Source organism: Aequorivita nionensis (genome assembly GCF_046352995.1).
Lineage (GTDB): Bacteria > Bacteroidota > Bacteroidia > Flavobacteriales > Flavobacteriaceae > Aequorivita > Aequorivita nionensis.
On record NZ_CP130281.1, the window covers coordinates 3,160,870 to 3,186,290 of the forward strand.

Annotated in this window: 25 protein-coding genes; 2 read left to right on the plus strand and 23 right to left on the minus strand. The window is 36.8% G+C overall.

Annotated features, from left to right (window positions below; genetic code table 11):
* The first annotated feature begins 38 nt into the window (after nucleotides 1-38).
* Nucleotides 39-1,970, plus strand: a complete 1,932-nt coding sequence (locus Q2U82_RS14415; protein ID WP_410005534.1) for an ATP-dependent nuclease — start codon at nucleotides 39-41, stop codon at nucleotides 1,968-1,970.
* A complete protein-coding gene (locus Q2U82_RS14420; protein WP_290629365.1) occupies nucleotides 1,967-3,775 on the plus strand; it encodes a UvrD-helicase domain-containing protein in 1,809 nt (602 codons plus the stop codon). The genes Q2U82_RS14415 and Q2U82_RS14420 overlap by 4 nt, the downstream gene beginning before the upstream one ends.
* A gap of 15 nt (nucleotides 3,776-3,790) precedes the next feature.
* Here the strand turns inward: Q2U82_RS14420 and Q2U82_RS14425 are convergent, their stop codons facing one another.
* The 23 genes from Q2U82_RS14425 to Q2U82_RS14535 all read right to left on the minus strand — a co-directional run bounded on the left by Q2U82_RS14425 (nucleotide 3,791) and on the right by Q2U82_RS14535 (nucleotide 25,411).
* On the minus strand, nucleotides 3,791-5,371 hold the full coding sequence (locus tag Q2U82_RS14425) for a type IV secretory system conjugative DNA transfer family protein (protein WP_410005535.1): 1,581 nt from the start codon (nucleotides 5,369-5,371) through the stop codon (nucleotides 3,791-3,793).
* 10 nt (nucleotides 5,372-5,381) lie between these two features.
* Complete coding sequence (gene mobB / locus Q2U82_RS14430) at nucleotides 5,382-6,413, minus strand: MobB family relaxase (protein WP_410005536.1); 1,032 nt, start codon at nucleotides 6,411-6,413, stop codon at nucleotides 5,382-5,384.
* 10 nt (nucleotides 6,414-6,423) lie between these two features.
* Nucleotides 6,424-6,822 carry a BfmA/BtgA family mobilization protein gene (locus Q2U82_RS14435; protein WP_290629359.1) on the minus strand — a complete coding sequence of 133 codons (399 nt, stop codon included), beginning with the start codon at nucleotides 6,820-6,822 and terminating at the stop codon, nucleotides 6,424-6,426.
* Nucleotides 6,823-7,217: 395 nt separating this feature from the next.
* Nucleotides 7,218-7,415 carry a hypothetical protein gene (locus Q2U82_RS14440; RefSeq protein WP_290629358.1) on the minus strand — a complete coding sequence of 66 codons (198 nt, stop codon included), beginning with the start codon at nucleotides 7,413-7,415 and terminating at the stop codon, nucleotides 7,218-7,220.
* Between the two features lie 11 nt (nucleotides 7,416-7,426).
* The gene (locus Q2U82_RS14445; RefSeq protein ID WP_410005537.1) at nucleotides 7,427-7,876 is read right to left on the minus strand and encodes a JAB domain-containing protein; all 450 of its coding nucleotides are present in this window, start codon (nucleotides 7,874-7,876) and stop codon (nucleotides 7,427-7,429) included.
* Nucleotides 7,877-7,946: 70 nt separating this feature from the next.
* On the minus strand, nucleotides 7,947-8,327 hold the full coding sequence (locus Q2U82_RS14450; RefSeq protein WP_410005538.1) for a DUF6876 family protein: 381 nt from the start codon (nucleotides 8,325-8,327) through the stop codon (nucleotides 7,947-7,949).
* 86 nt (nucleotides 8,328-8,413) lie between these two features.
* Nucleotides 8,414-8,758: a single-stranded DNA-binding protein gene (locus Q2U82_RS14455; protein WP_410005539.1), complete on the minus strand. Its 345-nt coding sequence runs from the start codon at nucleotides 8,756-8,758 to the stop codon at nucleotides 8,414-8,416.
* A gap of 77 nt (nucleotides 8,759-8,835) precedes the next feature.
* Complete coding sequence (locus Q2U82_RS14460) at nucleotides 8,836-9,075, minus strand: hypothetical protein (protein ID WP_410005540.1); 240 nt, start codon at nucleotides 9,073-9,075, stop codon at nucleotides 8,836-8,838.
* Between the two features lie 563 nt (nucleotides 9,076-9,638).
* A complete protein-coding gene (locus tag Q2U82_RS14465; protein WP_290629354.1) occupies nucleotides 9,639-10,226 on the minus strand; it encodes a GIY-YIG nuclease family protein in 588 nt (195 codons plus the stop codon).
* A gap of 50 nt (nucleotides 10,227-10,276) precedes the next feature.
* The gene (locus Q2U82_RS14470) at nucleotides 10,277-11,656 is read right to left on the minus strand and encodes an RNA-binding domain-containing protein (RefSeq protein ID WP_410005541.1); all 1,380 of its coding nucleotides are present in this window, start codon (nucleotides 11,654-11,656) and stop codon (nucleotides 10,277-10,279) included.
* Between the two features lie 124 nt (nucleotides 11,657-11,780).
* Nucleotides 11,781-12,617 carry a DUF4365 domain-containing protein gene (locus Q2U82_RS14475; protein ID WP_410005542.1) on the minus strand — a complete coding sequence of 279 codons (837 nt, stop codon included), beginning with the start codon at nucleotides 12,615-12,617 and terminating at the stop codon, nucleotides 11,781-11,783.
* A 586-nt stretch (nucleotides 12,618-13,203) separates the two neighbouring features.
* Complete coding sequence (locus Q2U82_RS14480) at nucleotides 13,204-13,977, minus strand: zinc-dependent peptidase (protein ID WP_279448345.1); 774 nt, start codon at nucleotides 13,975-13,977, stop codon at nucleotides 13,204-13,206.
* Nucleotides 13,978-13,992: 15 nt separating this feature from the next.
* Entirely contained in the window at nucleotides 13,993-14,205 is a 213-nt protein-coding gene (locus tag Q2U82_RS14485) for a heavy-metal-associated domain-containing protein (RefSeq protein WP_410005543.1), read from the minus strand.
* Nucleotides 14,206-14,228: 23 nt separating this feature from the next.
* Nucleotides 14,229-16,490 (minus strand): heavy metal translocating P-type ATPase, encoded by a 2,262-nt coding sequence (locus tag Q2U82_RS14490; RefSeq protein ID WP_410005544.1) that lies wholly within the window; start codon nucleotides 16,488-16,490, stop codon nucleotides 14,229-14,231.
* Nucleotides 16,491-17,075: 585 nt separating this feature from the next.
* Nucleotides 17,076-19,031 (minus strand): heavy metal translocating P-type ATPase, encoded by a 1,956-nt coding sequence (locus tag Q2U82_RS14495; protein WP_410005545.1) that lies wholly within the window; start codon nucleotides 19,029-19,031, stop codon nucleotides 17,076-17,078.
* A gap of 32 nt (nucleotides 19,032-19,063) precedes the next feature.
* Entirely contained in the window at nucleotides 19,064-19,606 is a 543-nt protein-coding gene (locus Q2U82_RS14500) for a hypothetical protein (RefSeq protein ID WP_163518180.1), read from the minus strand.
* A 170-nt stretch (nucleotides 19,607-19,776) separates the two neighbouring features.
* On the minus strand, nucleotides 19,777-20,043 hold the full coding sequence (locus tag Q2U82_RS14505; RefSeq protein ID WP_110473888.1) for a hypothetical protein: 267 nt from the start codon (nucleotides 20,041-20,043) through the stop codon (nucleotides 19,777-19,779).
* A gap of 24 nt (nucleotides 20,044-20,067) precedes the next feature.
* A complete protein-coding gene (locus tag Q2U82_RS14510; RefSeq protein WP_045079533.1) occupies nucleotides 20,068-20,427 on the minus strand; it encodes an STAS/SEC14 domain-containing protein in 360 nt (119 codons plus the stop codon).
* Between the two features lie 23 nt (nucleotides 20,428-20,450).
* Nucleotides 20,451-20,627 (minus strand): hypothetical protein, encoded by a 177-nt coding sequence (locus Q2U82_RS14515; protein WP_165586669.1) that lies wholly within the window; start codon nucleotides 20,625-20,627, stop codon nucleotides 20,451-20,453.
* A gap of 10 nt (nucleotides 20,628-20,637) precedes the next feature.
* Nucleotides 20,638-21,954: an APC family permease gene (locus Q2U82_RS14520; RefSeq protein WP_163518181.1), complete on the minus strand. Its 1,317-nt coding sequence runs from the start codon at nucleotides 21,952-21,954 to the stop codon at nucleotides 20,638-20,640.
* Between the two features lie 81 nt (nucleotides 21,955-22,035).
* Nucleotides 22,036-22,473 (minus strand): Fur family transcriptional regulator, encoded by a 438-nt coding sequence (locus tag Q2U82_RS14525; RefSeq protein ID WP_045079535.1) that lies wholly within the window; start codon nucleotides 22,471-22,473, stop codon nucleotides 22,036-22,038.
* 50 nt (nucleotides 22,474-22,523) lie between these two features.
* Nucleotides 22,524-25,052 (minus strand): heavy metal translocating P-type ATPase, encoded by a 2,529-nt coding sequence (locus tag Q2U82_RS14530; RefSeq protein ID WP_410005546.1) that lies wholly within the window; start codon nucleotides 25,050-25,052, stop codon nucleotides 22,524-22,526.
* Nucleotides 25,049-25,411: an STAS/SEC14 domain-containing protein gene (locus Q2U82_RS14535; RefSeq protein ID WP_325453249.1), complete on the minus strand. Its 363-nt coding sequence runs from the start codon at nucleotides 25,409-25,411 to the stop codon at nucleotides 25,049-25,051. The genes Q2U82_RS14530 and Q2U82_RS14535 overlap by 4 nt, the downstream gene beginning before the upstream one ends.
* Nucleotides 25,412-25,421 lie beyond the last annotated feature (10 nt).

Consider the following 25,421-nt stretch of genomic DNA (forward strand, 5'->3'; position numbering starts at 1 on the left):
TTTGTTAAATTTATAGGCTAAAATAAACATTAGCCTATATGTATCTATCCAACCTTTTTATTCAAAATTTTAGAGGAATCAAAGAAATGGAACTCAATTTTAATCGAAGTATTAATATACTAATCGGTGAAAACGGAAGTAACAAATCAGCAGTAATTGATGCTATAAGATTACTTTATAATATGGGCGAACCTATCCGAGATATTTCTGTCGGATTCCCTGATTTTCACGAAAGTATAGAGAAAGATGCTGAAGGTAACATTACCATAACAAAGGAAGAAAAGATTACTATCGTCTTTTGTTTTAGAGGCTTGTCCGCTTCTCAAAAAGGTGAATTGTATGAGTATATGGTTATTGACCCAGAGGACGATACGAATGAATATGCAAAGGTTACCTTAACTTATGAGGACAAAGGTGGCAAATATCCCATTTCGTCTTTTTTTACTGGTAATGTGGAAGGTCAAAAAGCAGACTTTAACACATTTTCGGTTTTTCAACATTATTATTTAAGTGGTTTGCGTGATAGCACGCGCGATTTATTGACAAGTCGCGGTAATGTTTTAGGTCGTGTTATAAAAAGAAGAGTCGAGAAAAATGAATCCGAAGAAGTTATCGAAGGCATTATGAGAAAAGCTAACGATGAGCTTTTGGCACAATCTGAAGTTTCCGAAACTCGTGATGGTGTAAATGATAATCTTTCTGGAATCTATCAGCGATTTAAAGATAATCAGATAGGGCTTCAAATTGAGCAATCCAAAACCGAATATATCGTAAACGCCATTAAACCTTTTTTACCGCATAATCGGGACAGTTTAGCAGGGGATGGATTTTCACTTTGGCAAAATAGTTTAGGACAAAATAACCTTATCTATATTGCTACTGTGCTTGGGGACATAAAGGACCAAATTGAAGAAACAAAAATTCCTCATTTTGCTTTGCTCATTGAAGAACCAGAAGCGCATCTTCATCCACAGCTTCAATTAAGTTTGTATAGTTTTTTACGAGATTCCAGTACTTCTAAAAATAGCCAATTATTTATAACTACCCATTCGCCCACACTAACATCCAAAGTGCCTTTAAAAAACTTAATCTTATTGGATGGCAAGGCATTTCGATTAAACAAGCAATTTCAAGATAGAGTTGTAGAAGAAATTATTGAAGATACTGTCAAAGCTAAAAAATTGACGGTTGGAAATTTTAAATTTAGAAAAAATCAGTTGGAAAGGTATATCGATGTGACCAAATCCCAATTGCTATTTGCCAAATCTGTTCTTTTTGTAGAGGGCATTTCAGAAGAACTTTTAATTTCAGCTTTTACAGCAGTTAAAGAATACAGGTTAGAAGATTACAGAATTGAACTTGTCAATGTTGGTGGCACAAGTTTTTATCCGTTTGTCCACTTATTTAATTCAAATCAACCTGAAAAATCAATTAATAAGCCTGTTTCAATCTTAACGGACAACGATAAGTTTCCCGCCTCAAAGAGAAAAGAATATTTATTTGATAACCTTCTTGTTGAGGATTACAAAAAACTTGATGAACTAGATGCTGCTATTCAAGGTGCAGAAGTTTCGTCCAGAATTCCAAACATCACTTCAGTCATCAATGAAAAAGAAACTATCAAAATCTTCTTTGCCGAAAAGACACTCGAATATGAATTAGCACTTGCTAATATTCCCAAAACAAAAGAAGGTGTTGAAAATAATTTCCTCTTTAAATACATTAAAAATAAAAGACCTGAAAAAGCGGAAGCAATTTTAAATTATATTGATGCTGTGATTACTGAAGAACTCACTGATGACCAACAAAGAAAAGCAGCAATTCTACTTTGGAAATCATTCCCCCCAAAAGGGGCTTTTTCCCAAAACTTTTCCTTCTACATTCTTAAAAATTTAAAACGGGCACGAAAGGAATTTATAATCCCAAAATATATCCTTAAAAGTCTAAAGCATTTGAAGGGAACGGAATGAAATTAGATATTACAGAAGAATTACAAAATTATTTAGATGCAAAAGGCAGAGTCGTCTTAAATGCCTGTCCTGGTGGCGGAAAGACAACTGCTATTGCACAAAAGATAATCAACCTTGAAAAAGAATATAAAAGTACGTATGGCAATCATTCCGGAATTGCTTGTCTTTCGTTTACTAATGCTGCCAAGGATGAAATAAATCTAACATACAATGAACTTAACGGTCAATCCTTGCATTACCCACATCAGGTAAGTACCATTGATAGTTTTATCAACACTTACATTACATTACCCTTTTACTATCTCTTGGAAAGAAATTTTGCAAGACCACAAATACTGGAAAACAACAAACGTTTGGATTCATTTTGGAAAACCAAATACAAAAACAACAAAGGTCAGTTGGTCGATGGACTTAAGAATCCTATGAACTCTTTTAAGGCAAAAACCAACAGAAGTATGTATTATCAATACTTACCATCAGAAATAAGATTAGAACCGGATGGAAGTTATTCCGTAAACGGCAATGCTCCTTCAGCTGACAAAGTTGATATGGCCGTTTTTAAAAAGTATTGCGAATATATCAAGAAATGGCAATTCGAAAAAGGTCTTATAACTACTAATGATTCTGCCTATATTGCTTTAAGACTTCTCAAAAAAAATCCAAGAATCAGTAAATGGTTGGTCAAAAGATTTCCTCACATTATTGTTGATGAAGCACAGGATAATTCGCTTATGCAACATCAAATTTTCGAAGAATTGAATAAACAGGGTTTAAAAAATATTGAATTCATTGGTGACCCCTATCAAAGCTTATATGAATTCAGGGATGCCAACCCTCAATTATTTCTGGAAAAGTATAACCACGAAGACTATCAAGGTCTGGATTTATCTTACAATAGAAGGTCGCCACAGCGAATTATAGATTGCTTTTCATTATTAAGACCTGTTGCTGAACGTACTATTAAAAGTGCCTGTAAAACAGACCTAAACGAGTCTCTGATGATTTATCGTTATAAAACAAATGATAGAGGGGAAATAATAAACAATTTTGAGTTGTACTGTAATGGTAAAGGCTACCAGAAATTGAAGGTCGTTGTAAGGGGAAATAGCGTAAGAAACAAAATGCTTGGTAGGGATGCACAACAAAAACCTTGGCACAATCAACTGGCTTACGACCTTATTACGGCAAAAATAGAATATGATGACAACAATTTGAAAGATGCCATAAACATTGCAAGAAATATTATAATAACTTTAGAAAATCAAGGTCTTGATTTTTCCGAGTTCGGTCATTTAAGAGCTAAACTAAAAACTGATTTTTTGTTTAATGCACATATTATAAAATTTGTAGAAGGACTGCCAGAGCTGTCACATACTGTAGAGCAATGGTCAGATTTGTGTCCTGCGTATGTAAAGAAGGCATTAAATCTCGATTTTGATATAAACTTTGGATTGAAAAAAACATCAAAATTCTTTTTAAAATCCACACGTACCGAACCAGTTTCGCACCATTTTAATCGGGTGGATATAGAAAAGACCAGCTCCCTTACCACAGTTCATCAAGTAAAGGGAAAAACTTTGGATGCTATTCTCATATTTTTTGACGAAAGAAATCACGCAAGTAATATTAATTTCAGAGATTTAGAGCCAGATAATGAGCATTTTATTAAGGAAAAGAAACGTATAATCTACGTGGCTATGTCGAGACCTAAACACTTATTGGCTATGGCATTCCCAGAAAAAATAACCGAAGCTCAATTGAAAGAAAAATTTGGTAAGGATATTTCAATCATAAATATTGAATAAAATTTTCATCGCACTTCAATTAAATATAGACCGCGCCTCATCATAAATCCGCTCAAAGTTAGCTTCCAAATCTGCATTGGAATATTCCTTTATTTCCTGCGGTAACTGTCTTTTGATTTTAGATAACCTGAACTGAACTTTTTTGTCTGTTCCATCAGCATAAGTAATAAATTCTCCTTGTTTTAAGCGAAAGAATACATCTGCTCTTATCTTGGGAATTTCGCGCTCTCCAGTTGTGATACGTGTATCAAAATTCAAATTATAGCCACGATTAACACTTGTGGTTTCTTTTTTTACGATTTCAAAAAAACGCTCATAATATTTGGCGGTATCTGGGTCATTGACCTTGCCGAAAAATTGATAGGAAAGATTGCTCAATATCGCTTTGCTCGCTTTGTCGCCATACATCATATCGTTCTGGATTTTATCCTGCATTACGTAAATAGTAACTATATCATAACTACGAAGTGTTGCCGGAATACGGTGCATATTCAATAAGCGAATGGTTGGTGCTTCTTCCATCAGAAGAAAGGAAGGAATTGAATTGCGGACACTCATTTGCTTCGTAATTGTGTGTATGATAGTAGCTATTACAGGCGAATACGAAGTCTCAAATTTGGGATTGTTCACTACTGAAATGACCGCTGGATTCTCTTTATGATTGATATTTAAGGGTACTTCGTCTGCCGATAATGCCATAAATATTCGTTGCGTACTGATACGTTTGAGTGCATTAGCCAATGTGCTTTTTACTCCTGCGGTTTGTCGCTCTGAATCCTTTCCACTTATAAAGGCATCTGCCATCGCTCTCGACGTGGTATTGGTTTCCAAAAATGAAACAAGGCTATCTGTGTCCAAATATTGATAAACGGCGATTAGATGGGGCAATGTACAAAAGTGGGGGTATGATGTTTTCAATTTCCAAATTAAACCGCCTATCAAACCTTCAGCTGCATCATTAAAAAATTTGGTCGTTCCAGTTGTACCTGCTTCTCTCTGTTCTAAAAGGTTTTCAATCAATACCCTTGATACCTCGTTTACACTTTCCTCATTTTCAAGATATTTTGGTGCTATGGGATTGACCCGATGGATAATTCTGTCAAATGAAATTACTTTGAAAGGGATGTCGGAATCCCTGAAAAGCGGGTATGCCATTTCGGTAATTTCAAAATCCTTATAGTCGTGGATGACACCACAAAAAGAATGTTTCTGAAAGTGTTTTAGAAAACCATACACCACACTTTCGGTTTTTCCGCTTCCGGCAGAACCAATGACCGATGCCCCTCTTTTTATATTCTCAATCTTGAAAATGCCCTTGTTCGATTTAAAGCTGACTTGATAGATGTTATTGATGTTTACTGTTTTGTCTGATTTATGAAGAAAAACGTAAAGCACAGTATTGATTAGAAGTAAGGGGCAAATCAAGTAAAGTGAACCTTGAACTAATTGCGCTGAATCGTAAATCCAAATTGATAGCGCAATAATGGACAGAAAATTTAAAGCAAAGGCGTATTTAGTGATTCTATACAGTAAGTAAAATACAGAACTGGCCAGAACAATAAGGATTAAAATGTGATATGTATTGCCGAATTCCATATCTCTACATTTAAACACCTATTGAACTTGATTTGATGGCTACATCGACCCCTTGCCGTAATCTTTTGAAAATCCGCAATGCCATTTGTGCCTGATTTGTAGGGATATTTGGAATTACTGGTAATCCGGTTTTGTGCATTAGCTTAAAAGCCATCGCTTTTTCATTTGCTGGCAACTTCATCAATGCGGCAAAGTATAGGTTGGGATTCTTTACGAAATCCTTTCGGGCTTTATAGGTCTCTGCAAAATTGCGTTGGTAGCCAAAAGTCTTGTCAAAGGTCTTTTCTGCCTTCTCAAAAAACATATCCCTGTCAAAGCCCCTTCCCACTTTTTTACCGTGCATTTCAACTTCAGAAGATTTGTATTTGCTTCCTGGGGAAAGACTGACCGAATTGGTCGCATCTTTCCTACTTACAATAATATGGATGTGGCTTTGGTTGCCTGCTTTCTGCATTCCCTGTACAATCCGAATTCCATTTTGTTGGTGCGGTGCATCTCGTTCCAATTTGCCGATTTTTAATTTCAGTTTATCTATATTCCCTATTCTTTCGCCATTTTCTATCTTTCTGATGTGGTTTTTTAGTTGAAGAATTTTTGTGGCGTAAGGTTGATTTTCTCGAATCTGCCTATCTGTTCCCTTAAATGTTCGTTGGTGTTCGATTTTAGCATAATACTTTATGTCATCCACAGTAATTGCCCTTCCATTTATTTCGCGATTAAAACATTTCACATAGTCTTTCATCAACTCTCGGGTGTACCTTTTTAAATCGGCGCTACTGTTTTCCAATCGAGTCAATTCATATTTAGAAGGGCTGACCGTAATGGAATAAAATTTAGGTTCTTTGTTTTTGAGTTTGGCAGTATTCCCGTCAATTTCATTAACAACTTCCTTGGCTGAAATTTCATCGCCATACTGGTTAAAAAAGTGTTCCATTTCTTCTTGTTCCAAACCTTGATTTTCCTTTTCCAAATAGGCTACAAAACCTGCTGAACTTTGACCGTAAGTTTTGCCCAACTTTTGTGCTGTGATTGTGATATACATAACTACTATTTTATAATTCGTTGCTTGGATTCTGCTTTTCCCTAAAGCGTACTTCCGTCATTTTCTCAACATTTTTCTTCTCCAAAATCAATGGTTTTTTCTTCGGTTCTGCCTCTTTAAATAAGGTTTCCATCATCGCCACGGTAGGTTTCGTTTGGCTCTTTTCGATGTCCTTCAGAATGGCAATTACGCCATTGATTCGTTTCTTTATCAAGTTTTCCAAAGTCTGCATTTTAGGTCCCATCGATTCCGTAGGCGAAATGCCATTGTCCTCAAAAAATTCTATCATTAACAGCAACGCCATCGACTGTGATTTTGAAATATTCCGGCAATACCTTCTAAACTTTCTTACCACCGAACTTTTGATGCTTACGCTCTCGAACCTCTCTTTTTCATATCCTTTATCCATTTTTCCGTGAAAAATTTACTTGTTTTACTGGGCTGACACGGTTTTTCCGTGAAAAATGATGCCGATTTAGGGAATTAAAAAATCGCTAAACCCCCAAATACCTAATTTTCAATGGTTTGAAATCGAAAAGGAATGCTCAACATCGCGCAGCGTGTTGCCCTCTTGCTATTCCTTTTCGTCCCGCTCGCGGGACAAAAATCCATACCATTACAAAAGGTAATGGCGTTTTACTGGCAGAAAAAACGAACTGGATTTTTTAAGAAATAGAAAATTGAAAAACAGATTTATCCTCACTAAAAAATTAAAATCTTTGCGGATAATTCATTTGAATTGCGGATTAGAAAAAAAAAGACCTTCGAAAATTCAAAGGTCTTGAAGGTCATATTTGGCTTTGTTTAGATATTGAAAACATAAGTATAGGTATAAAGGTTTTTCAATGCTTCTTCTTCAATCATCGTTTCAAAGTTGGTGCAATGTTCCTTTGCATACTTTCGGATGGCATCGCCAAATTTATGTTCTACATCTTCTTTGGAACTTTCCAAAAGACGTTCTTGGGCTTCCTCGCTTAAATCTGTAAAATTGAGATAAATCATAGCTTTTCGTTTTACAAAATTCCGTTATCAGAAAAACTATAATAATCCCCATCGGGTGCAAGTATTAAATGGTCAAGAAGTTTAATATCAAATATTCCAGACGCATTTTTAATTTTGGTTGTAAGCCTTTTATCGTTTTCGCTCGGTTGTAATTTACCGCTTGGGTGGTTATGTGTTAGGATTATCCCCACCGACAAGGATTTTAGAATGACTGCAAATAAAATCCTTACATCAACTAAAGTTCCCGTAATTCCACCTTGTGAAATTTGATAGATTCCTTTTACCTTGTTGCTGTTGTTCAGCAATACCACTTTGAAAGATTCTTGCAGGGCAATTGTGTCTTTGTCCCAATCTTCAAAAAGTAATTCAGCCGCATCTTGTGAATTACTTATTTTCTGCCACATAGAAGATTTCAAACCCCCTTTGTAGCTAATTTTTATTTCATTAACTTTACTGCTCATTATTTCTATGTTTTAGTAGTGAATGATGAAAAAGAGGGCGCGTCTTTCCACAGGAACGCCCTCTTTATATTTAATATTCGCTTGGTAGCATTAGCGTATTATTCACAAAGAATAAGCGCAATTCATCGAGCGGAAAATCTGTTGCACGATAGCCGTGTTTTTCTAAAATATTATCGTTACCATCGGTATAAATAATTTCTGCTTCGTAGCCTGTAAAATCTTGCTTTTCCTCGGACAGTCTTTTAAAATCTATGGTAATAAACTCACTTCGGTTCATAAGACTTTTTGCTATTACGGAAGTGTCCGTAATAAGCCAAAAACAGTCCGCTACATTTGCAAGATATTTTAGACCATCCGTAAAACGGGTTCGTAATAATGGGATTTGATAGAACATTTCCGTACCGTGAAAATGTTGCAATCCTTCTTTAATTTCGTTAACTTGTGCTTTCATTGTTTTCTATTTTAAAAGTTGATAATGAAAAAAGAGGGCACAAACTAATTGAAAACTGGTATTCGTGCCCTCTTAAATTTTAAATCCTACTTATCGTTTTTACTTCCAAGTAATAGGATTTCGTTTGCTTCGATTTCGGTTACGTAACGTTTTACGCCGTCCTTATCCTCATAGCTTCGAGATTTCAGTTTTCCACTCACGCCAACCTCTTTGCCTTTAACGACATAGTTTTCAACGATTTCGGCAGTTTTTCCCCAAGCTACAACGGTATGCCATTCGGTATTTTGTTCTTTTTCGCCATTTTTGTTTTTATAAAATTCATTGGTGGCGATTGAAAAACGGGCTACTTTTTTACCGTTTTCAAGGTTCGTAATGGTTGGTTCTTGTCCAACGTTTCCGATTAACTGTACGTGATTTTTTAAAGTACTCATAATAAAAGATTTAAATATTGATTAAAATGCTATCTGAACCCTTCAGACAGTTTGCGTTTGTATTTTTTTTAAGTGATTTACTTATTATATCCAGAGCGTTTTCCTTTTTTTGTTTTTTTAACTTTTGTATCGCTTCTTCTTTGTGGATTTCGTAAGATTTCATAAGATTCGTTTTTAGATTTACTTCCCATAGAGCCGTCGCTGTTACCTTTTTTTGTTGCTGGTTGGTTTACAATATTCAGGTTTGGTAAGGCGTATAAAAAGCGCAGCGGCTTTATGCCGCCGTCCAAAAATGAATGTTGTTGTTTTGCTGTCAAAAAAAGGTAAGGTCAGTGGCTGTTCGGGAAGTTGTCTAAATGGCTCTGTGAAGTACGCAATCCGCAGAAGCGATACAAATTGCAAAAATGATGTTCCTATGAAGCGGACTTAATTTACGATTTTGGCTCGGTAATGAAGTGTTCCTTCCCAGCATAGCGGGAAGGGTTAACGGAATGGACAGCTGAAATTGGGGATTGTGTCCAAGATTTTTGAAGGGAAGCTCTTTCCCCGAAATGGAATGAAGTGGGAATGTGCTTAACGTATTTTAAATGAATTTCTTTGTAGGGAATCTTTTCCAGAATGGACTTATTTTCTGGTGTTTGCGCAAAGGCAAAAAGTACTGGGTGTAATTACATTAACCAAAATCTATTTGTCACTATTGTTTTATATGTAATTACAGCCTGTACTGCGCGGAAGTGAAGGCTCTTGGGAATGAATGAGTGTAGGCACGGAACGAGTGAATGAGTAAGTGCCGAAGGTGGGGCATAATAACTTTAATCTTTTTATCCAAAAATCTTTTTTGATTTTCTGATATGGATTTGGTTCATTACATCGATTCCTATTAATGGGTGTCAAAACGATTGTAATAATGTAGTCCTAATTCAATTGCAGCATAACACTCAAATAAATATAATTCTATTGAGCCACTTATTGGTAAAATGGCTATCTCGCATTCTTCCCTCATAATTTTCTTAAAAGGCTCTGAAAATTTCTTAAAGTCAAGTTCTTTGCGGGTTCCCTTATGCAATTGTTGTAGTGTTTCAAAATGATGCTGTTTACCCATTTGGTAGGACAGGGAAGAAGAAAAATGGTTAGCACCCTTAATATGTTGATGGATACGTTTTATGACACCTTTAGATATGCCTGTATAAAATGGTTCGTTATTATGATAAAATAAATAGATTCCTTTAAAATCGGTATTGTCAATCAAAATAGGAAATCTTGATTCCAATAGGTTTTTAGTTGTAGCTTTTCCTACTCCTTCCTTTCCGAAATATTCATAGACGCTAATTTTATTAGATTTACTCGTTAGATTTTTCAACAATGTGGGAAAACCTTTTATTATTTCGTTGAAATTTCTTGAATCATCCTGTTCAAAATCTTCTGGCCAAGATTTTTTCAGTTTGATTGTTGCTTCTAATGTTTTCATTTCTAACTTCTAATTTAACAATAGGTTTTCCACCCACCTTTTCTACCCACTTATGGAAGTATGTAATTAATTTTCCAATGGCCACCTTTTGCTCCACCCATTCTTTCAATTAGACCAATATCTTTTAGAGCATCAAGATTATTATCAATGGCAGTAGGACTTAAGCCTATTATATCTTCAAGTTCTCTTTTAGAAACTTTATTATCTTTATGAATAGCTCTAATAATTCCAACTCTATTATCAGTAAGATTATCTACCCACTTATCTACCCACTTATCAAAATCAAAAGGTCTTCTGAATGTAACAGTAAATATACCTTCAGTATTAAATTCAGGTGGCGTTAAATCTTCTTCTACCATTAAATCCCTCATTCTACTGATACCAGAACCTACTTGTTCTACCATTCTAATTCTTTCAAATAGACCAAATATCAAAGGATTTCTACTTAAACTTCTTTTTCCAAATTCATTTTTAGGAATGCCACTAACAAGTCCGCCAGGATTTGAAACTTCAACTCTATCAGTAAAAACTTCAATGGAAATACGCGCACCTTTATCATAATAATCTCTATGTGCCAGCGCATTGATGATTGCTTCCTTAAACACTGTTTCGGGAATTTCCCAGAGTTCCTTACGTGGCTGTGAACCTACACCCTCAATATCATATCGAACATTAAGCTTTGTTTTAAGCCAAGCCATCGCTTGAAGGAATTGTTGATATAGCGTTCCTGCCATTGTCTTATCATCAACAATGTATCTTTTGTCAATACCATCCAAGGCAATACAACGAATTACTGCTTTTTCAAAAAACGTTTCGGGGTTTTTTGCGAAAAACAAAGCGGCACCATTTTTAAGATAACCTTCTTTTGTAATCAGTTTAAGATTTTGAAAAACCTGCTCATTGGAAATCGTGGAATTTAAATCTGCCAAATCCCTAAACTGAATAATATTGGCATCAGGAATATCTTGTACTATATCAATGGTTTTACAGGGTGCTTCATCGAAATATATTTTATCGGCCTGTTGAAAAAAATCCCTCATTTCCTCAACCGTTGTTAGTTTTTGGGAATTAGGGCCTTGGCGTACATAAATAGCACCCGAAAGTACATAAGGTTTGCTTTCGCCCGAAGGCACTTCAATTAGCACCAACTCTTTACCATCAACCTCTAACGGATAGATTTCACAATGTAATGCAGGTGTTATTTCGTTTATTGAATTTTGAAGTGCAGAGTGCTTTGCATTATTGAAAGTAATTCCTTGAATAACATTATTGTCATCCACACCTAATAAAATAGTGCCTCCTGCTGCATTGGCAAAGGCACAGATTTCTTCTGTGACCTCTTTGACCTTGTTTGGAATATTTCTCTTGAATTCCACATTATAGCCCTCTCCAGATGCAATCAAGGATTTTATTTCAGCGGTGCTTAACATAACTATTGTGATAACTATGGATGATTCACAAAGCTATTGAAATTGTTTTGGTTATTTATTTTTAATTTTCTTTAGTACAGTATTTCAAGGTTAATTTAAATTACCAGATACTCTAATTAAAAAATCAATAGTGTGGCAGCTCGCCGTTATCTTTTATATTAGTAACGTAATTAAATAGGTTTAAATCGATGGTAATCCAATACTCTTTTTCAGCTTCAACTTTTTGTTTAAGACCCTTGATTATTTTTAAGGATAAATTTCTAAAATCTTCTACTACTTGAGCTAAATCGTGTTCATAGAGTTCGTAATAGTCATCTTTAAAAACCTGTTTGCTTTTTAATTTCAACTCTCTTAAAGACAGAATTGGATGCTCAATTAATAAATAATCAGCAATAAAAAAGTAATTTCGATACATCGCTTCAAAAAAGATTAAATCCACAGATTCTATGGGCAAATGATAATCCCTGTAACTATGTTCATCTTGGAAATTGTGATAACGTTCCAAGGTTGATAAGAATGTTTTCATTTCATTTTCAAAGAGATTTCTTGAATCTTGAAAAGCATATCTCAATCTAAAAAGTGATGGTCCCGATTTTTTGTCAAAAAAGTCCATATCTTTTGATATGGAATAATTGAAGGTTTTTTGCTTTGCAAAAGTTAAAAAATTCTTTTTTATGAAATTTTTCACTGAAACGAAATACATTTCCTTTTTTTGGTTGTCCGTCACACATAGAAATACTGGTACTGGAAAGCGATACCAATAATTACTCGTTGATATTTTTATATTGGATATGGTTAGTGTATTATCTAAATTCCAATCTATAGTATCTTTAGATTTGAGTTGTATGGATGCTAAATCCCCTGTCAGTTGATTTTTTTCATTTACCAATTCCACATAACAATCAATCCCATAATCTCTTTCTGTGACGGACAATCCAATTATCTGGAATGTGATTTGCAAATATTTTAAATGACGCAGATTCAGAAATGTGCTGCGGTACTCGTTGTGCTAGTTGCATATTTTCCTATTTATTCTTATTCTTATTCCGTGAAAACTTCGGTTTCCATATTGAAGTGCAAAATCGTAATTATTTTGGAAGCAGTGTACAAAAATAAATCTAAATGCTTATTTATTTAGAATATGTCTTTTTAATATTATTTCTAAATCTTTCTCCGAAAACCAAATCTATGTTTTTATCCTGTGAGAAACCATTAACAAAGAACAGACATCCGCAAATAGCGGACACGATGAATTTATTCATTGTTTAAAATTTTAGGTTTAATCTTAATGTATAGTAGAATCCCTATCATAAAGACAGGTGCGCTTAAACGATTAACCTAAAGATGGTGGGCCTCGGGAGTCGAGGGATGAGAGGTAAGAATTGAATTAATTGTTGGGTGGACGATAAATTGGCGGTTTGCTGTTTTGCTTATCATCAATTACATAAAAGCCTTGAAAATCAGTAGTAGGTTTACGATGTTATAAGAGTGTAACTAGGTTGTTTCTTATTACGACATATAACATTGGTTGAAAGACCTACCATATTTCAACTAATTGGCTTTTGATTGAAGCATTTAACCAACATTTTATATAGGTCAGGATGCTTCTTTTTAAGCAAGTCCGGACGTTCAAAGAAATACTCTGATGCAACGGCAAAGAATTCAGCTTGATTGGTACCTCCATGTTTTCTGATATCGGAATGATTATCATTTATCGATTCCATTTCTCTATGGATTAAGTTAAGCCAAGGTATAGCATATTTATGTTCTAATAATCGCTCTGGCACGCCGTCTGTCTGGTCATCTATTTTATCAATAAGATGAACAAATTCGTGTATGCCAGTATTACTTTTATCGGTTGTGTTTTGAAAACCGTGGTACAATGCTTTTTTAGATAAAATCATTTGCTTCTCAAAACGTCCATTCCCAACTATTCCACCAATATTTCTTGAGTTATCTTTACTACTAAATTGCATATCCTCATTAAAATTATCTGGATACAAAAGGATACCGCTTAAATTGGTGTAATGCCATTCTTTAAAACCAAAAACAGGGATTACTGCGCTTGCCGCAATTAAAATCTTGTCCAATTCTTCCAATTCAAACTGCACACCATCTATATAAACCTCACTTAAAAATTGCATCATTTTTTGTTGAAAAATAAGCTGCTTATTTTTAGAGAGATTTCTATAAAACAGAACATTATCCATCAATAATCTGTGCCAATCCTCTGGAAATGACTTTACACTATGGCGTTTCGCTTTTCTGTAAAAATGAACAGCAAAGAGAATAACCACAACTGAAATTAAAATATAAGCCATATTAAAAGGAAAGTATTAATCTACAGATTCAGCTTTAAAGCCAACTTTTTGCAAGGTAGCCTTTACATCTTCTTCGGTTGCACCATCACTTTCAATGGTTAGGATTTTATCAGGATTAGCGGTATCCACTTCCCAACTTTCTACACCTTCTTGTTTGTTTAAAAAAGGCGTTACTTTTGATACGCAACCACCACAATTGATATTTGTTTTAAATTTTAAAGTTTTCATTGTATTTGAATTTATAATTAATATTAAAGTTTTACTCGTTTGAGCCTTAAGCTATTTAGAACTACAGATACGCTACTGAAAGCCATTGCCATTCCTGCAATCATTGGGTCCAATAAAAATCCATTTACTGGATACAAAACGCCTGCTGCAACAGGAATACCAATGAGATTATAAATGAATGCCCAAAATAAATTCTGACGTATGCCCAACACCGTTCTTTTCGATAGTTCCAAAGCTTTGGGAATAGATTGCAAATCTGACGTTATCAATGTCATTTTTGCAACGTCCATTGCAATGTCCGAGCCTTTACCCATTGCGATACTTACATTGGCCTGCGCCAAAGCGTGGGAATCGTTTATGCCATCACCAACCATCGCTACTATCTTTCCTTCTGCTTGTAATTTTTCAACAAAAGCAGCTTTGTCCGAAGGCATCACTTCTCCTTGGTAATTTGTTGTTATTCCTACTTGTTTTGCGACAGCAGATGCGGTTTTATTGTTATCTCCAGTAAGCATATAGACCTCAATGCCTCTTTCTTGAAGCGTTGCTATGGCTTTTTTTGAAGTTTCCTTAATCTTGTCAGCAATGGCGAGTATCGCCAGCACTTGCTTTTCATTGCCAAAGAAAATGACCGTTTTAGCCTGCTCTTCGAGACTTTCTGCCGTTTGCATTAAGGAAGCGTCGATTTGAATATTCTTTTCAACCATTAGCTTATGGTTTCCAACATAGTATTTTGAACCATTTTCTGTTTGAGCTTTTACCCCCTTTCCTGTGATACTTTCGAAGCAAGCCATTTCAGTTTGTTCAACATTTTCATCTTTTAAGTGGTTGACTACAGCCCCTGCCAAGGGATGTTCTGATTGTGCTTCGATAGCCAAAAGAATTTTTTTGTATTCATTGCTATTTTCAAGTTTATCCTTCCAAAGCATATCAGTTACTAATGGTTTTCCTTCGGTAATAGTACCAGTTTTATCAAGGATAACAGCATTCACTTTATAACCGAGTTCCAAACTTTCGGCATCTTTTATAAGAATATTATTTTCAGCTCCTTTGCCTATGCCGACCATTATGGCAGTAGGCGTTGCCAAGCCCAAGGCACAGGGACAAGCGATAACCAATACGGCTACAGATGTCAATAAGGCTTGCGAGAAGCCATTGTCGCCACCTACTGACATCCAGACGATGAATGTAATAATAGATATAGCCAATACGACAGGAACAAATATTCCAGCAATTTTATCGACCAGTTTCTGAACAGGTGCTTTGCTTCCTTGGGCTTCCTGAACCATTTTAATGATTTGGGACAATAAGGTTTCTCCACCTACTTTTTCGGCAGTAAATTGAAAACTCCCTTTTTGATTTACCGTGCCTGCAAATACCTTTTCATCTTTTATTTTTTCAACAGGAACAGGTTCTCCCGTAATCATACTTTCATCTACATACGAGCTTCCTTTAGATACTTCTCCATCCACAGGAATCTTTTCTCCCGGACGCACTAAAATGGTCTGACCTACTTGCACAGTCGAAATAGGAATCTCCTTTTCTTCCCCATTCTCAATAATCTTTAGCGTTTTGGGTTGTAAACCCATCAGCTTTTTAATGGCTGAAGAGGTATTGGATTTTGCCTTTTCTTCCAAGAGTTTCCCGAAGGAAATAAAGGTTATAATGACAGTAGCCGCCTCATAATAGACGTGAGGCTCGATACCACGACTCAACCAAAATTCAGGAAAAAAGGTGTTGAAAATACTAAACAAAAATGCAATTCCGGTACTCAAGGCCACCAAGGTATCCATATTCGCCTTACCGTGTTTCGCTTGCTTGAAAGCATTGATAAAAAAGCTACGACCAAACCAAAATAGAATAGGAAAAGCCAATAGTAAAGAAATCCACTTACCTGGTTTCCATTGCATAAAAAACATTCCTAATACAAAAATTGGAAGCGTAAGAATGGCTGACCAAATAGTGCGATTTTTTATGTCTTGATAGTGCTTTTGCTGCTGTTCTTGTTGTACTTCCGACGGATTCTCCGCATCAATGATAATATCATAGCCCACTTCGCGAAGTGCATTTTGAAGTTGATTAGGACTCAATTCTTTGTCGTACTCTACAAGAACAGAGCTATTGGCAAAATTTACGCTTGCATCAAATACACCGTCTGTGTGTTTTAACACAGATTCAACACTCGCTGCACACGATGCGCAGGTCATTCCTGTAACTGGGAATGATTCTTTTATTCCCTGCTTATGGTTTTTCTCTTTGGTTTCAAATATGTTAATTGTCTCCATAGTCCTATTCTAATTTGTACTCTGCAAATTTCAGGATTAAAAGACTTTAATGTATTATGTTATTTGCTGAATGATTTGTAGAATTTGCTGAATTCGGTTCATCTATTGCAAAAGCGTTGTATCTAAACAGATATAAAATACTTTAGGAACTGTAAGAACAGTACAAAGCAGATTAACAGGATAACAACGATTAGAATACCAATCCAAATTATTTTATCTTTTTTGGTAATGCTATTTTTTACAGACGGTACTTTAGTGTTTTTTTTATTTCGTCTATCTCGTCTATTTTCTAACATAGAATATCATTTTTGCTATGAACCAACCAACCAATCAACCAATCAACCACTTCCACTTCATCTGCTGTAACCCCAAAAACCACTTGGAACATTATATTCTCGTAGTTAATCAATGCTTATGAATATTCCCTTTTAGCACAAAATAGTATAATAGGAATGCGGTTATTACCACAAAGATTATTGCAAGAATCCCATTGAACTTATCTTTTTTTGTGATTTTGTTATTCGATGATTTACTAACCTTTTTATTTCTTTTATTTCTCTGTTTTTGATACATCGTTTTTGATTTTTACCATTTCATCTTCTGTAATCTAACAGCATTTAAGATAGCCAACAAAGCCACTCCTACATCTGCAAACACAGCCTCCCACATTGTCGCCAGGCCTACTGCACCCAAAACAAGTACCACAGCTTTTACTCCAAAAGCAAGCGCAATGTTTTGATATACAATACGTCTGGTTGAACGACCAATTTTAATAGCTTTTGCAATTTTGCTCGGTTGGTCTGTTTGGATGATAACGTCTGCCGTTTCTATCGCTACATCACTTCCCAAGCCGCCCATTGCTATACCAACATCGCTTACTGCCAATACTGGGGCATCGTTGATGCCATCGCCAATGAAAGCTACTCTTCCGTCATTTTCGGACATCAATTTTTCGACTTCGTTCAATTTATCTTCTGGAAGCAATCCGCCTTTTGCGGTATCGATGCCCATTTCTTTTGCGACTTGTTGTGTGATGGAATCCTTATCGCCTGAAAGCATTATGATTTTGGAAATTCCTGATTCCCTAATTTGCTTAATGGCTTCGTGTGCATCATCCTTTAGCTCGTCTGCAATGATTACATAGCCTGCAAATTTGCCTTCAATGGAAACCATCACGATAGATTCTACAATGTTGTCGGTTTCAGATGGAACTTCGATATTGTTTGAAATCATCAATGGTTTATTCCCAACCAATACGGTTTTGCCGTTTACTGTTCCCTTTAAGCCTTTTCCTGCTACTTCACTTACTTCGGAAGCTTGAAAATCTTCGCCATCGGCTTTATAATCCATAATTGCCTTGGCAATGGGATGGGTAGATTGTTCTTCCATCGCCATTAGGTATTTCATAAATTCAGGTTCTTTCCAGCCAATGGCTTTTATTTCTTTGATTTTAAAAACACCTTTGGTTACAGTTCCTGTTTTGTCCATAACAACGGTATTAACCTTCGTCATTTCATCCAAATAAGATGCGCCTTTGAACAAAATCCCGTTTTTTGAAGCTGCTCCCAATCCACCAAAATAGCCCAACGGAATAGAGATAACCAAAGCACACGGACAGGAAATAACCAAGAAAATCAATGCTCTATACAACCAATCGCTAAAAACATAATCGTCCACAAAAAAGTAAGGTAGAAATGTCAAGGCAATTGCCAAGAATACCACGATAGGCGTATAGATTTTTGCAAACTTTCTAATGAACAATTCGGTCTTTGATTTCCGTGCGGTGGCGTTTTGCACCATATCCAAAATTCTTGCAATAGAACTATCCTTAAATTCTTTAGTAGTTTTTATTTCAATTACACCGTCCAAGTTTATGCTTCCAGCAAATACTTTTTCGCCTTTTGCAATGGTATCAGGTTTGCTTTCGCCCGTTAATGCTGCGGTATTGAACGAGCCTTTTTCGGACAATAAAATACCATCTAAAGGAATTTTTTCGCCCACACGTACTTGCACTTTTTCGCCAATAGCAACGGTTTCGGGATTTACAGAAACATAATTGTTGTCCCGATAAACCAAAGCTTCATTGGGTCTTACATCCAGTAATGCCTTGATGCTTCCTTTGGCTCTTTTAACCGCGGCACTTTGGAATAATTCGCCTACCGCATAAAACAACATTACTGCCACACCTTCCGGATATTCGCCAATGGCGAATGCACCTATGGTTGCGATGGACATCAATAGAAATTCGGTAAAGAAATCGCCATTTTTGATGCTGTTCCAACCTTCCTTTATCACAGGAAAACCTACAGGAAGGTATGCGACTGCATACCAGACGATACGTATCCAATCTTTAAAAAATGCTACGTCAAAATAATCCATCGCAATGCCAATAATCAGCATTACAAAGCTGAAAATTGCTGGTACATAAACTTTAAATTTCACTATGCTTTCTGCGCTGCTTTGGTTGTGGGCATCATTGCGCTTGTGAGTATCTGAAGAAGTTTTATTCAAATCTCTTAAATTGACTTTCTTTTTTTTCATTAGTTTGATAATAATTTTATTTTAATTCACAGTTATTCCAATCTCAACACCAATTGCGCAAACTGCACTTCTATGGTATCATCGATACCCTCTATTAAGAAATCCAAACCAGTATTTGAAACCAATAATTGTCCGGTTGCACTTATCAAGCAGGACATACTTACTCCTTGTTCTATATGGGTAATGGTTGCTTTAAATTGTGATTTAAAGGATTTTCCTTGATAAGTAACATCTATCAGCCAATTAAAGTTGATAGGGTCGTGCCGTTTTGATAAAAAATCCTGTGATGGAATAGTGCCCGTGAACCGAAGCATCAAAGGGGCTTCCTGCTGTTGTAAAATGGTATTGATTTCAGGAATATCTGTTGATAAAGTCTTAAGGTCGAATACACCATTAACCACTTTGGAATCATAATCAAGATATAAGGCCAATTTATGGCTTTCTGCCTTGACGGGTTTAGAGTTAACCAAAGTCATCATCATAATATGACCTTCTTCAGTTGTATAAATTTTTTGGGCGTTTACTTTATAATAACTAACCAACAAGATTATTAAAATACAATGTTTAACATTCATAATATCCATCTTTAATTGTATAATTAAAAAATAGCAGCTTCTACTTTTGCTTTTAATGCTATTAATCATTTTGCTTTAAGAAGCATCATAAAAGCTGCCTGCTATTAATTAAGTTTTCACTTAATTTATTTTAAATAAAAAATTTCACTCTTTCACATAACCACTTACCGCTATTTATTATCTATATCCTTTTCTCTTTTACCGAAATAATACATCAGAGCAACACTTGCACCTAATAGTCCAAACAGAATATTCTCGAAAATTTGATTCCCATTGATATTCACAATTTCAATGAAATTATTTATTAAATATTGCCACCAATTAATTTCATAATTCTGACTGCTAATCGTGAAAATTGTTATCCCCAAAGGTTGAAGGATAAAAACACCTATGGCAAACCCAATTAGTATGGTAATAAGAATATTCTTTTTATTCATCGTCTGTCTTTTACGGAAGTAAGCTTACTGGCTCTCAATCCAACTTTTGGCATCTTCCTTTTGGTCTATATTGAAATACTTAATTTCGGCGTTGGTAAAAGGCTTCATAAATTGGGTTATCCATTCTTGCCATTTTTTATCTCCTACCATTGCTATTTTTTCATAGTCTCTGGCGTGGGCCGTATCCATTTTGAGGTCTTCCCATAAACTAGGCAAGTCCCAACCCGTAAAATTGTCCATCTCAAAATACCAACGAACCTTCATCCCCTTGTCCAGTATAGCGTGGATAAGTGGATGGATTTTTTCGATGTCTTCTTTTCTCAATTTGCCCGAAGCTTTTGTTGCAACAATATTTTTTTCCTTTAACTCAATTATCTGTAACATTTTATATAGTTTTTAATTAATTATTATCCTTCTAAATCGTAAAACCATTCTTCAGCCATTACAATTGCTTTTTTGATGGCCTTTTCTTTTGAAAAGTCTTCCTTTTCGATTAATTCTTTCGCAATTTCAATTGCCTTTTTTCTTACCGATGGATTAAGGGTGTCAAGCTCTGCTCTAAATTCTTCAAATGTCCAGTCCATAAAAAATATATTAGTGGTTAAACAATTCCTTTTCCTTTTCGGGGTCTATATCTTTTTTTTCTCTTTTATCCAAAAAATAATCCAGCAAGATACCTACTACAATCGCTCCCACAAACGCGGCATAAACTTTCCAATCAAATTGTATGACCAAAGAGAGGCTTATGATTATCGCCAAAATTGGCAGTATCGGAACTTTCCCAACAGATAAAGGAACTTTAAAGGGCCTGTCTTTATCTGGTGCTCTGAAACGCAATACGATAAGGGCAATGTTCACGGCGACAAAGACGAGCAACGCACCCAATGACGACATTCCCGCTACGATTTTAATATCGCCCAATAGCATAAAACCCGCAACTGCCGCCATAACCACAATGGTAGTAACCCACGGCACTTTATGTGCATTGGTTTTGGTCATAAATTTCGGAAGTTCGCCCACGCTTGCCATTCCAAACAGCAGCCTGCTGATAGAGATAATACCGCTAAAGGCCGCATTGGCAGTAGCAAAAAGTGCTGCGACCGCCAATGTCACGGGCAACCAACTGTTGAGATTTGATGCCGCAAGTGAAAGTGGCGAATCTACTTTTGCCAGTTCTGACGGGTCGGCAATGTTAAGTACCGTAAAAGCTATGAGCAGATAGATAACGGTTGTAAAAACCATTGTCAGTAGAAAGGCACGAGGAATGGTCTTGCCAGAGTTTTTTACTTCAGAACCCAATGCAGCCATATGCTCAAAACCTGTATAGACAAAAAACAAGGTTGCGGTAGCCGCCAAAGTACCGGAAAAGGATTCAACTTTAAAAAATTCAGCCTTTGGCGGGCCAGTTTCTGCAAGCCCGACCACAATAAGAATGAACAATCCCAAAAGTTGTATGCTAACCATTATAATATTGGCAGTAGATGATTTCTTGATTCCCGTAATGCTTATCAATGAAAGAATTATCAATACGCCATAACTTATCAATAGGGAAGGCACACTAAAAAAAGTGTTGAAATAACCTGAAAAGGCCAGCAATACAGCGGCTATCGTGGCAGAACTGTGAAAGGCAATTGTCCAGCCAGTGAGAAAGGAAGGAATGTCAATTTTCGGAAACGCTTTGCGTACAAAAATGAATTCGGCACCTGCATTGGGATAGGTAGAGGATAACTCTGCATAAGACAATGCCGAAACGCTGGCAGCAATTGCAGCGAAAACAAAACTCAACCAAAGGTCGGTACCTGCTTGTCCAGCTGCTGCGCCTATGACAGTATATATTCCTGCACCCACAATAGTGCCTACTCCATAAAAGGTAAGACGAATTGTTCCCAATGATTTTTTTAATTCTGCCATAATATTTTTTAAGTTAGAGAAGGTGGAAGAAACCTGAACCTGACCATTGGACCCAAGGGTTCAGAATTCTGAAACTTCCATCTAATATTTTTGCCTGCATTTTTCACATATTCCCTTTAATATCAGGTTCACATTTCTCACTTCATAATCGTCTGGCAAGCTTTCTTTCGATATCTTATTCGGTAAACAGATTGTTCTTCTGCAATCGGTACAATGAAAATGCAGATGTAAATCTATACCGTATTTATCTTTGGCGTTTTCATCAGAAATAGCATATTTTGCCACTCCGACCCCATCATTAATCTGATGAATCAGCCCTTTATCCTCGAAAATCTTGAGATTTCGATAAAATGTCGTTCTGTTTGCTGTTTTATTGGTTTCGCTCTTTTGAACAAAAGCCTTTTTCAAATCGGAAAAGGACACGGCACTTTGCTTCCTTTTCAGGAACTTGTATATCTTCAACCTCATTTGAGTAGGTCGAATACCGTGATTTAATAGTATCTTTTCCGTTTTAGTCATTGCAATATTAATTCAAAAGCAAACCCTTTTTTCAAAACATATATTTGATGCTATTTCTTATAAGCCAAAAGCCTTAACGCATTAAAAACCACAAGTAATGTTGAGCCTTCGTGGATGACCACTGCAATACCGATATTGGCCCAACCCATAATGGTCGATGGGATAAGCAATGCCACAATACCGAGGCTTACCCAAAGGTTTTGCTTGATAATTGCCTTTGCCTTCCTGCTCAAGCCTATGGCAAAGGGCAGGGTTTCCAATTTATCGGCCATTAGGGCAATGTCTGCAGTTTCCAAGGCCACATCACTGCCCGCTGCACCCATTGCGATACCTACTGTGCTGTTTGCCATTGCAGGGGCATCGTTCACACCGTCGCCTACCATTGCGACTTTGGATTCCTGTTCTTTTAATTTTTTAATGGCATCTACCTTTTCCTCTGGCAACAGGCTTCCCCAGGCATCGGTCAACCCAATTTCTTTAGCAACGGCATCGGCAACCTTTTGATTATCCCCGGTTAGCATTATCATCCGCTTGATACCGATTTCCTTTAATTTTTTCAGTGTTTCCTTGGCCGCTTCCCGTGGGGTGTCCATCAGGGCGATGATACCTATATATTCTTTGTTCCTTCTTATGAGCATCGTAGTATTTCCACCACCTTCAAGTTCTTTTACTTTATTCGATATATCTTCGGATGGTTTTGCTTCATCGAGGTCTTCGTACAAGTCAAGGTTTCCAATATAGATTTTATCCTTGCCCAAAGAAGCTTTGATACCTTTTCCGAGAACTGCTTCCAAATCTGACGCATCGATAATATCAGTACCTTTCAGACGCTCTTTCCCATCCCTTACGACGGCTTTGGCCAAAGGGTGGTCGCTCAAGTTTTCAACGGCAACGGCTATCTTTAACAGTTCATTTTCTTCAATATCCCCCAATGGTACTACTTCGGTAAGTTTGGGCTTGCCTTCGGTAAGCGTGCCTGTTTTATCAAAAGCCAAAGCGGTTATGACCCCTAAATCCTCAAGTGGTCGCCCACCTTTGATGAGCACGCCGCCACGTGCTGCCCTTGCCACACCGCTCAATACGGCACTTGGTGTTGAAATGGCCAGTGCACAGGGACTTGCAGCTACCAATACCGCCATTGCACGATAAAAGCTGGCACTAAACGGTTCGTCAATGACCAGAAAGGCAAAGAGTAGGATACCAACCAGTATCAGTACGGATGGCACAAAGTATTTTTCGAACTTATCGGTCAGCAGTTGCGTGGGGGACTTCTGGGTCTGTGCCTCGTTGACCAATTTGACCAGTCGGGACAGGGTAGAGTCTTTGGCTTCTTTGATTACCTTTATTTCCAGCGTGTTATTACCGTTGATAGTTCCGGCAAATACCCGATTTTCATCCTTGATATCATCGTCTGCCGAATAGTCCCTGCCTGTATCTTCCACGGGAAGTTTATCCACGGGTACACTTTCCCCAGTAATAGGGGCCTGGTTTACACTGCTTTTTCCGTTGACCACGACGCCATCTGCGGATATTTTACTATTGGGCTTGACCACTATAATATCGCCAATACTCAATTGCTCAATTCCAACTTCTTCGGTCTTGCCATCTTTTTTAAGCAATGCTGTTTTTGGTGCAAGGTCTGCAAGCGCAGCAATGCTTTTTCTTGCTTTGTTCATTGCGTAATGTTCCAAGGCGTGCCCAAGGCTAAATAAAAACAACAACAGTGCACCTTCTGCCCATTCTCCCAGAATGGCGGCACCAATGGCAGCGACCAGCATTAAAAAATCAATTTCAAAACCACCCTTGGCCACAGTTTGAACCGCTTCCTTGGCCGTAAAGAAACCACCGAAAATGTACGCGCCAATGTACAAAGTAAGACTGACCCAATCCGGGATGGATTCCACATAAGAAAGCCCGAAACCTATCCCGAGAAGTGCCCCACAGATAATGGAAAAAATAAGCTCCGTATTTTTACCGAAAACCCCACCGTGGGCGTGCTCTTCTCCTTCCTCGTGGGTCTCGCCCTCCTTGTGCTCGTGGCCCTCTGTGGAAGTTTGCTCTTTAGTATCTTCCTTCTTTGAACGTTCCTGTTTTTTTTTGGATGCTTCGGTGTAATTATTTTCGTTTGTAGAACTCCGCTTAACCTGAAGGTCTTCCTTTTCAATCTGTTTACTTATTTCATCAAAATTTGTTTGCTTTTTATCAAACTCAAGGCGCACCATTCCAGAGACCGAAACGGAAGCCTCCAAAACCCCATTGATTGCCAAAAGACTTTTCTCTATGGAACGTGCCTGTCTTGTATGTCTGATTCCTTTAACCTCTATGAGCAAATGCCCGTATTTTTCGGTAATCTCGGCACCCGTCTGTTCTGCGAGAGATTGAATGCGGTCTATAGAAATGATATCGGGGTCATAATGAAAACAGAGCTGTGGTGTGTCATCTTCCTTTGTATCGGCAACGTGTACTTTTTCGATGCCCTCTTTAGCCTGTAATTCTTTTATAAGCCGCTCAACACAAGTATCTTTTTCGTTTGGAACTTGCGGAAGGATTACCGGGATTTTTAGTTGTATTTTTTTCATTTTTTACTATTTTTTTTTATCCATTCTTTGGCATCGTCTTTTTCTTCTGGCTTATAAAATTTTATATGAGCTTCTGAAAAAGGAAGCAATGCCTCGGTAAATTGCTCCTGCCATTTAACGCTACCCACTAAAGCAACACGCTTTAAATGCGTTTCATTCGGAAGATTTAATTCAATGCCCTTCCAATATGCGTTTGCCGTCCAGCCTTCAAAATTATGCATTTCGATGTACCAAGAAACTTCCTGATATGCAGTTATATGTTCTGTTAAGACCGGTATCAAGTTTTCATAATCCTTGGCATCCAGCTTATTCTCTGCCACCATATATACAGTAGCCTCTTTTTTATAGATTGTTATCATTGCTCACTAT